The organism is Brevundimonas goettingensis (genome assembly GCF_017487405.1).
Taxonomy (GTDB): Bacteria; Pseudomonadota; Alphaproteobacteria; order Caulobacterales; family Caulobacteraceae; genus Brevundimonas; species Brevundimonas goettingensis.
In genome coordinates, this window is sequence record NZ_CP062222.1 from 3,654,410 (window position 1) to 3,662,500 (window position 8,091).

Sequence of the window (8,091 nt, forward strand, 5' to 3'; positions counted from 1 at the left end):
AGGCTTCACCAAACTACGCCCCCCGGCCGCAAGTCTTGCGTCTGTCCGCCGGGAAGGGAGCCCCGACCGGACCGCAAGCGGGCCTAGATAGAGGAAACCGGAGCCGGTTTAAAGCGGTGCGACATCAAGCCCGGCGAGTGTGGCCTTCAGGGCCGCCTCGACGGTGTTCGCCGCGGACACCGGACGGGTGTCCAAAACGAGCCGGGGCAGGCTCAGGCCGCAGACGGTGGTGGTCTCCGGCAGGGGCAGGCGTTCGACCGGCTCGGGCCCGCAGCGGATCACCAGGGCGATCCGGGCAAGGGGGCGTGCGGACGACGGGACGATGCCCAGCCCACGGGCCTCGATCAGGTTGGCGATGCGCACGGGCGCCTTGGCCCAGACCGCGCCGCCCGAGGCCCAGACCTCGCAATAGTCGTCGGCGACCAGCCGCCAGCCCAGGCCGATCAGCCGCAGGGCCAGGTCGCTCTTGCCCGATCCCGACGGTCCGGTCAGCAGGACGCCGCTCCAGCCTTTCGGGCCGAAGCGGGCGACGGCGGTCGCGTGGATGGAGCCGGTCTTGTGGCGGGTCATGGAGAGACCCTAGCCGCGCCGGATGACAGCCAGATGAGTCGTCGGCAGATCGACGCGGAAGCGGGCGCCGGCGACCGAACCGTCCGGGCTCGCGCGGTTCTCGGCGATGACCCGGCCGCCGTGGGCCTCGACGATCTGGCGCACGATAGACAGGCCGAGGCCCGAGTTGGCGCCGAAGACCGTGCCCCCCATCCCCTGACCTCGGGGCCGGGAGGTGTAGAAGCGTTCGAAGACCGTCTCGAGGTTGTCGGAAGGGATGCCGGGGCCGTCGTCGTCGACGGTCACGCTGAGCGCCCGTGTCGGATCGGCCTCGTTGCGATGCAGCTCGACCCGGACCTCGCCGCCCGCCGGGCTGAACGAGCGGGCGTTGTCGATCAGGTTGCGGAACACCTGACCCAGCGGCCCGTCGCGGCCCAGCACCCGGGTGTCGCCGGTCCCGGGCGTCAGACGTACCGTCGCCTCGCCCGGCTTGGCGGTGGTCTCATAGATGCCGACGATGTCGCCGATCAGGACATTGAGGTCGATCGGCCGGGGCCGGTCGCGCGACAGTTCGGCATCGAGGCGCGAGGCGTTGGAGATGTCGGTGATCAGCCGGTCCAGCCGTTTGACGTCGGCCTGGAGCAGGGCGGTCAGCCGGTCGCGCTGGCTCTGGTCCTTGACGAGGTCGAGGGTCTCCAGCGCCGAGCGGATCGAGGTCAGGGGGTTCTTGATCTCATGCGAGACGTCGGCGGCGAAGGCCTCGATGGCGTCCATCCGGTCCGACAGGGTCTCGGTCATGCTCTCCAGCGAGCGGGCCAGGTCGCCGATCTCGTCCTTGCGGCCTTCGAGGTCGGGCAGGGAGATGGCGCGGGCGCGGCCCTGTTTGACCTCGTCGGCGGCGGCCGACAGCCGCATCACCGGCCGGGCCACGAACAGGTGCAGCAAGAGCGACGCCAGAAGGTTGACCGCCAGGGCCACCAGGGCGAAGGGCGTCAGGGCCCGGCGCTGGTTGTCGAGGATTTCGTCGACGTCGCCAGCCTCCAGCGTCAGGACGCCGAGGATCTTCTGGACATGGCGCACGGGAATGGAGACGGAGACCACGCGGTCGCCGGTCTCCGACACGCGCACCTCGGCCTGGGGTTCGCCGCGCAGGGCGCGCTCGACCTCGGCGATCAGGGCGGCCTCCGCCTTGCGGACTGTGGCGGCGTTGCGTTCTTCCGTCTTGCGCGTGTCCGGCGCCCGGGACCCGGCTGGCCGTGCCGGGGGCAGGGGGGCGCCGGGAATGTTTTCGGTGACCGTATAGCTGTCGAGGAACAGCAGGCCGTCAGCGTCGTAGAGACGCGCCCTCTGGCCCTCGGGGATGAAGATGTCCCGCAGCAGGCCGGGGGTCTTTTCGATGTTGAACTGCGGGATCGGCTCGCCGACCGTATATTCCTTGTCCGCCAGCACATTGGCCAGCAGCTCGGCCTGGGCGATCAGGGTTTCCTCGCGCGCCTCGACCAGGCCGCGCCGCCACTCGTTGAGCAGCAGGGCGCCGCCGAACAGGATCAGCAGGCTGAGCAGGTTCAGGACGAGAATCAGCCCGCCCAGCCGCGACCCGCCGAAGCGTTTCAGGCGGCGGGTCGTGGCCTCTTCACCCTCGCGGGCGGGATCAGCTTTCGCGGTATCGGTATCCGACGCCATACAGGGTCTCGATGGCGTCGAACTCGTTGTCGACCACGCGGAACTTCTTGCGCATCCGCTTGACGTGGCTGTCGATGGTGCGGTCGTCGACATAGACCTGATCGTCGTAGGCGGCGTCCATCAGGTTGTCGCGGCTCTTCACGAAGCCGGGGCGCTGGGCCAGGGCCTGAAGCAGCAGGAACTCGGTGACCGTCAGCTTGACCGGCTTGCCGTCCCAGGTGCTCTCGTGACGGGCCGGGTCCATGACCAGCTTGCCGCGACGGATGGCCTTGCCGGAAATCTCGGCCGAGGGCTCGGGCTCGCCGCCGTCGGCGCCGGTGCGGCGCAGCAGGGCCTTGACCCGTTCGATCAGCAGACGCTGGCTGAACGGCTTGTGGATGTAATCGTCGGCGCCGAGGTTGAATCCGAGGATCTCGTCGATCTCCTCGTCCTTGGACGTCAGCATAATGACGGGGATCTGCGAGGTCTGGCGCAGCCGGCGCAGGACTTCCATCCCGTCCATGCGCGGCATCTTCACATCCAGGATGGCCAGGTCCGGCGGGCTGGCTTCCAGCGCCTCCAGTCCGGTGGCGCCGTCGTGATAGGCCGTGATCTTGTGGCCATGGCTTTCGAGCGCCAGGGACACGGAGGCGACGATGTTCTCGTCGTCGTCGACCAGGGTGATATTGGCCAAGCGGGGCCTCCTCAAATCGTGGGCGGTCAATCGGTTCGACCCGATCAACGCACTTCAAGCGTAACCGTTCGACTGTAATCGCGGTGACATTACGGCCACAGCCCATCGGAACCAAGCGTTTAGGGGCTCAACCTCGCCTTAAAGCCTCTGTGCGAGGGTGGCGGAATGGCCGGACCTGTCCATTACGAGATCTATATCCGCAAGACGGCGCCCTCGCCCTGGACCCTGTCCATGGCGACCGAGGACCGCAAGAACGCGATCGAAACCGCCGAGGACCTGATGCGCGACCGACAGGCGGTGGCGGTCAAGGTCACCAAGGAGACCCTCGATCCGGATACGATGGAGTTCAACACCGTCGTTCTGATGACCCGGGGCGCGGCCGAGGCGCCCAGGAAGAAGGTCGCCGAGATCGACACCGGACCGGCGTGCAAACAGCCGGGCGATCTCTATACGCCGCATGCGCGCGAACTGATCGGACGGGTGCTGGAGGACTGGCTGCACCGCAACAGCGCCACCCCCTATGAGCTGCTGCACCGGCCCGATCTGGTGGAGAGGCTGGAGGCCTCCGGGGTCGAGCTGCAGCACGCGCTTCAGAAGATCGCCATTCCCGAGGCCCAGGCCAACGGAATGGCCACCCACGACCTGATCCGCCACTACCAGAAGCTCACCGGTCAGGCGATGGAGCGGGTCATCACGGCCGGCCGCCGCAATCTGTTCTCCAACCTGGCCGACCATTCCCTGGCCGATATCGCGCACCGGATCTCGGGCGCGCCGGACCGGGCCTTCATCATCGGCGGCGTGATCTGCGGCGCCCTGGTCGGGATCAAGGGGGCCCGGGCGCGGCTCGGGGCCCTGATGGACCTGGCCGACCGGGCTCCGCCGTCGGGGCCGCCGCGCGCCCTGGTTCTCGTCGGACTTGAACAGATCCTGTGCGAGCTGTTCGCCAGCCGGACCAACCTGGCGGAAATACTCGGTCCGTCGCTGGACCAGGGCGGCAGCATGGCCGCCATCGTGCGCATGGTGGCCCCGCGCGAGATCGACCGTCTGGTTCGGGCCGACCCGCGTCTGGCCCTGCTGATGCCCATCGTCGACGGCCCCGCGGCCCGGCTGGGCGAGCATCTGGCGGCGGGTGAATTCCCGATCCTGGCTGCCTCCCTGGCGCGACTGGTTCTGCGCGAGCTGATGGGGCCGCGTCGCCTGCGTCCGACCGATCCGGTCGGCGAGATCGACATCCTGCGGACCCTGGCCATGTCCCTGACCGCGACGGCGGGGCGTCTTTTGACGATGGAGGAGGTCCAGAACGCCTTCATCGAACGCTCCAAGAGCCTGGTCACCGCCGATTTCGTCCAGGCCTATGTCAGCCTGTGCGAGACCGTCCTGTGCGAGGCCGAGACCCTGACGCGCCTGTGCGAGAACGTCACCGGCGGCGCCAACAAGCGGTCGGCGGCGCGCTGGCTCGTGGCCTGCGTGACCTCCCTGCGGTTCGAAACCGAGATGCGCAACGCGACCACGCGTCCGACCCAGAAGCTGCATGTCCTCGCCGGCCTGCAGCGTTCGGTCCGGGCCTGCGCCCTGGCCGAACATGACGAGACCCAGATCACCGCCGCCATCGGCGAGGTGGGCGGGGTGGTCGAGGGCGAGGCGAAGCTGACGGCTCAGCTGGCCAAGGCCCAGGCGCCGGCGCCGCAAAAACTGGCGGTGCTGCTACGGCTGGCGGCCGGAGAGACGGCGCCCTTCGGCCCCGCCGCCGACCGGGCCAAGGCCGAGGTCATCCGCCTGTTCCGGGCGCCCGACACCCGCGTCGCCCTGGGCGCCGCGCCGGAAGCGCTCGGCGAGCTCAAGGGGTTGATGAAGTCGGCGGGCCTGGCCGCCTAGGCCTCAGTCGAAGATGTCGAAGATGCTGTCGCGCTTCTTCTTCTTGTAGTGATCGCGGTCGTCGTGGCGATAGCGGTCGTCACGCCGGTGATCGTCGCGCCGGTGGTCGTCGCGGTAGGCCGAGCCTCCGCCCCACGGTTGCTGTGGCGGCTGTTGCGGCGGCGGGGCGTAGGCGGGTTGGGGGGCGGGCTGCGCCGGCGTCGAGGCGCGGCCATCGGCGGTCGCGGCCTCCATCAGCTTCTCCAGCTCTCCGCGATCCAGCCACACGCCCCGGCAGCTGGGGCACATGTCGAACTGGACGCCGGAGCGCTCCATGGTCTGCATGGCGGACGAATCGTTGGGGCACATCAACAGCGGCATGGTCGGTCCTCTTGTGAACGGGGTTCGAGGCGCCCGACGGCCGGCCGTTAAGAGGGGACAAGCCATCCGTCGGGCGCACCCGATGCGGTCCGACATCGCGCCGACTTCCGGAACACGCCTCGCACTGGGGGGACAGCCGTCGGCGTGATGGATCCGGAAGACGACGCCAGAGGGGCCCGTCCCGCGTCTGAAAGCTAGGAAGTCAGGGTCCGCCCGCCAATCCGGCGAGAGGTCGCGCGGCGGGAGGTCGCAGGCAGGGACCCAGCAGCCTTGGTCAGCAGCTCTGGCCCGCGACCCAGCCCGACGACCAGGCCCACTGGAAATTATAGCCGCCCAGCCAGCCGGTGATGTCCACCGCTTCGCCGACGAAGAACAGGCCGGGGACGGCGTTGGCGGCCATCGTCCGTTGATCCAGCGCAGCCGTATCGACCCCGCCCAGGGTGACCTCGGCGGTGCGATAGCCTTCCGAGCCCACCGGTTTGACGGTCCAGCCGTTCACGGCGGCGCCGAGGGCCTGAAGCTTCGCATTGCCCAGTTCGGCCAGCTTGCCCTCCCGGCCGGGCGTCTGCAGGCCTTCGCGCTGCAGGATCGAATCCGCCAGCCGGCGCGGGATGATATGGCCGAGCGCGGTGGCCAGGGCCTGTTTGCCGTTGGCCTCCTTGGCCGCCTTCAGGGCCTCGAACACTTTCACGCCGGGAGCCATGTCGGCGCGGATCGCCTCGCCCTCGCGCCAGTATGAGCTGATCTGCAGGATGGCCGGGCCGCTGAGACCCCGGTGAGTGAAGAGCATGGCTTCGGCGAAGGGAGGCGCGTCCTTCCTCTCGGCCGAGACCACGGCGTCGACCGCCACCCCGGCCAGAGGCAGCAGCTGTTCCAGCAGCCCGGTCTCGAAAGTCAAGGGCACGAGGGCGGGCCGCGTCTCGGTGACGCGCAGGCCGAATTGCCGCGCGATCTCATAGGCCCAGCCGGTCGCCCCCATCTTGGGGATGGACTTGCCGCCGGTCGCCACGACCAGGGAGGCCGCCCGCACGACGGATCCGTCCGACAGCCGGGCCTCGAAACCATCGCCGGACCGCTGAACCGCATCGACGCCGGTATTGAGTTTCAGCGTCGCCCCGGCCGCCCGCAGGTCATCGACCAGCATCCGGATGATCTGTTTGGCGCTGTCGTCGCAGAACAGTTGACCGAGCGTCTTCTCATGCCAGGCGATGCCGGCCTGATCGACGCGCTTGATGAAGTCGTGTTGGCTGTAACGCTTCAGCGCCGAGGCGGCGAAGCGCGGGTTCTCGCCCAGAAAGTTGGCGACCGTCGTGCCCGTATTGGTGAAGTTGCAGCGGCCGCCGCCCGAGATGCGGATCTTCTCGCCCGGCGCCCGGGCGTGATCGACGACCAGAACCCGGCGCCCGCGCCGACCGGCCTCGATGGCGCACATCAGTCCGGCCGCCCCCGCCCCGACGATCAGGACGTCGACGGTCTCAGCCATGCGCGGCGGCTTTGACGTCCATCGCCTGACGGATCAGGGCCAGACATTCGGCGGCGATGGCCTCGGGGGTCTTCATGCCGTCGACGTCGGCGACCTCGACGATGGCCCAGGGGCCGTTCACCTGACGGGTGGCGATGCTGGAATAGGCGTCGGAGACCCGCTGCTGATAGGTGTCGTCGGCCTCGAAGGCGTCGCGGGTCGCCGAGGTGTAGGACCGGGCCGCCTTCTTCGCCACCCACTGGGCGGCGATCTCGGGGTCGATCCGCATCAGGATGTTGAGATCCGGCTTCGGCACGCCGAGGCGGTTGTACTCATAGTCGAACAGCCAGGTCAGGAAGGCGTCGCGCTCGTCCTCGGGCAGACGCACCATCTGGAAGGCGGCGTTCGACAGGACATAGCGGTCGAACACCACCACATCGACCTCGGGCATCGCTGAGGTCAGGAAGGTCTCGGCCCGGTCCAGCGAGAACAGGCTGGCCAGATAATAGGCCGAATCGACCTTCACCTCGCCGTTCAGCACCGCCTGCACCGCATGGGCGGCGGCGGTCTTGCCGTAGTTGGGGAAGCTCTGGGTCGCGACCGTCAATCCCGCCTCTTCCAGAAGCGCGCAGACAGCCCGCGTCGCGGTCCCCTTGCCGGAGCCGTCAATGCCTTCGATCGCAACCATAATCATGTCCGGACGGTTAGCCGCCGGGGCGCGAGACGGCAACCGTGCCGAGACACAGGCATCCTCAGACGGTGGGGATATCGTCGCTCAGGTAGCGAACGCCCGCGGCGCGAGCGTTACCGATGCTTCAAGGTCAGTGCACAGACACCGGCGCCAGCTCATGCGCCACGGCGGCGGCGAAGGCGGTCTCGCGGTCCAGCATCACGGCCAGACGTTCGCCATTGGCGCTGTGCACCGCATAGAGGGTCTGTTCCGGATCGATCTCCAGGCCGCGCGCGTCCTCGATCTTGGCGTCGCCCATCACGTCCGCGGCGCTGATCTCGCGCACATAGACGAGGTCCGGGGCGCCCAGACCGGCGAAAGCTTCCTTGGTCATAATCATCGTCGGCGTCATGGGACCGCCTCCTTCAAAACTGTAACGCCCGGGGGAGCGGACGGTTCGGCGCTGTTTTCGCGCCGGAAAATGCGAGTCTGGACCTAGCCTGCGCGGATCGGAATTCTCTGCACGACCTTGGCGTCGTCGGGACGGACCAGATCGACATGCAGCAGGCCGTGCTCCAGCGAGGCGTCCTCGACCTCCAGCCCATCGGCCAAGACAAAGCTGCGGACGAAGCCGCGCGCCGCGATGCCGCGATGCAGGAAGGCCTGATCGACCTTTCCGGCATCCTCGCGCTTGCCGGCGATGGTCAGCTGGCGGCCTTCAAGGGTGATGGTCAGGTCGTCGGGGGTGAAGCCGGCCACCGCCAGGGTGATCCGGACCTCGTTGTCGCCGCGCTGCTCCACATTATAGGGCGGATAGCT

At 68.5% G+C, this 8,091-nt stretch carries 9 protein-coding genes (1 of these 9 running past the window's edge); 1 reads left to right on the top strand and 8 read right to left on the bottom strand.

The features are described from left to right. Positions 1-108: 108 nt before the first annotated feature. Genes IFJ75_RS18000 through IFJ75_RS18010 form a run of 3 tightly spaced genes read right to left on the bottom strand, consistent with a single transcriptional unit; the run spans position 109 to position 2,905 of the window. Complete coding sequence (locus IFJ75_RS18000; protein ID WP_207870072.1) at positions 109-570, bottom strand: HPr kinase/phosphorylase; 462 nt, start codon at positions 568-570, stop codon at positions 109-111. 9 nt (positions 571-579) lie between these two features. Continuing rightward, a complete protein-coding gene (locus IFJ75_RS18005) occupies positions 580-2,232 on the bottom strand; it encodes a stimulus-sensing domain-containing protein (protein ID WP_207870074.1) in 1,653 nt (550 codons plus the stop codon). After that, positions 2,201-2,905, bottom strand: a complete 705-nt coding sequence (locus IFJ75_RS18010) for a response regulator transcription factor (protein WP_207870076.1) — start codon at positions 2,903-2,905, stop codon at positions 2,201-2,203. Before IFJ75_RS18010 ends, IFJ75_RS18005 begins: the two co-directional genes overlap by 32 nt. Positions 2,906-3,070: 165 nt before the next feature. Between IFJ75_RS18010 and IFJ75_RS18015 the strand changes: the two genes are divergently transcribed. Continuing rightward, complete coding sequence (locus IFJ75_RS18015) at positions 3,071-4,780, top strand: hypothetical protein (RefSeq protein ID WP_207870078.1); 1,710 nt, start codon at positions 3,071-3,073, stop codon at positions 4,778-4,780. Between the two features lie 3 nt (positions 4,781-4,783). Here the strand turns inward: IFJ75_RS18015 and IFJ75_RS18020 are convergent, their stop codons facing one another. From IFJ75_RS18020 to IFJ75_RS18040, 5 genes are all read right to left on the bottom strand, one after another. Continuing rightward, positions 4,784-5,140 carry a TFIIB-type zinc ribbon-containing protein gene (locus IFJ75_RS18020; RefSeq protein WP_207870079.1) on the bottom strand — a complete coding sequence of 119 codons (357 nt, stop codon included), beginning with the start codon at positions 5,138-5,140 and terminating at the stop codon, positions 4,784-4,786. A gap of 274 nt (positions 5,141-5,414) precedes the next feature. Beyond that, positions 5,415-6,623, bottom strand: a complete 1,209-nt coding sequence (locus IFJ75_RS18025; RefSeq protein WP_207870080.1) for a BaiN/RdsA family NAD(P)/FAD-dependent oxidoreductase — start codon at positions 6,621-6,623, stop codon at positions 5,415-5,417. Further along, positions 6,616-7,296, bottom strand: a complete 681-nt coding sequence (locus IFJ75_RS18030; protein WP_207870082.1) for a nucleoside/nucleotide kinase family protein — start codon at positions 7,294-7,296, stop codon at positions 6,616-6,618. The genes IFJ75_RS18025 and IFJ75_RS18030 overlap by 8 nt, the downstream gene beginning before the upstream one ends. Positions 7,297-7,423: 127 nt before the next feature. Next, positions 7,424-7,684 carry a DUF1150 family protein gene (locus IFJ75_RS18035; protein WP_207870084.1) on the bottom strand — a complete coding sequence of 87 codons (261 nt, stop codon included), beginning with the start codon at positions 7,682-7,684 and terminating at the stop codon, positions 7,424-7,426. An 83-nt stretch (positions 7,685-7,767) separates the two neighbouring features. Next, positions 7,768-8,091, bottom strand: partial view of an Hsp20 family protein gene (locus IFJ75_RS18040; protein WP_207870085.1) — the 3' portion only. It continues 96 nt past the right edge of the window; 324 of the gene's 420 nt are visible here — the last part of the coding sequence; the start codon falls outside the window, past its right edge; the stop codon is at positions 7,768-7,770.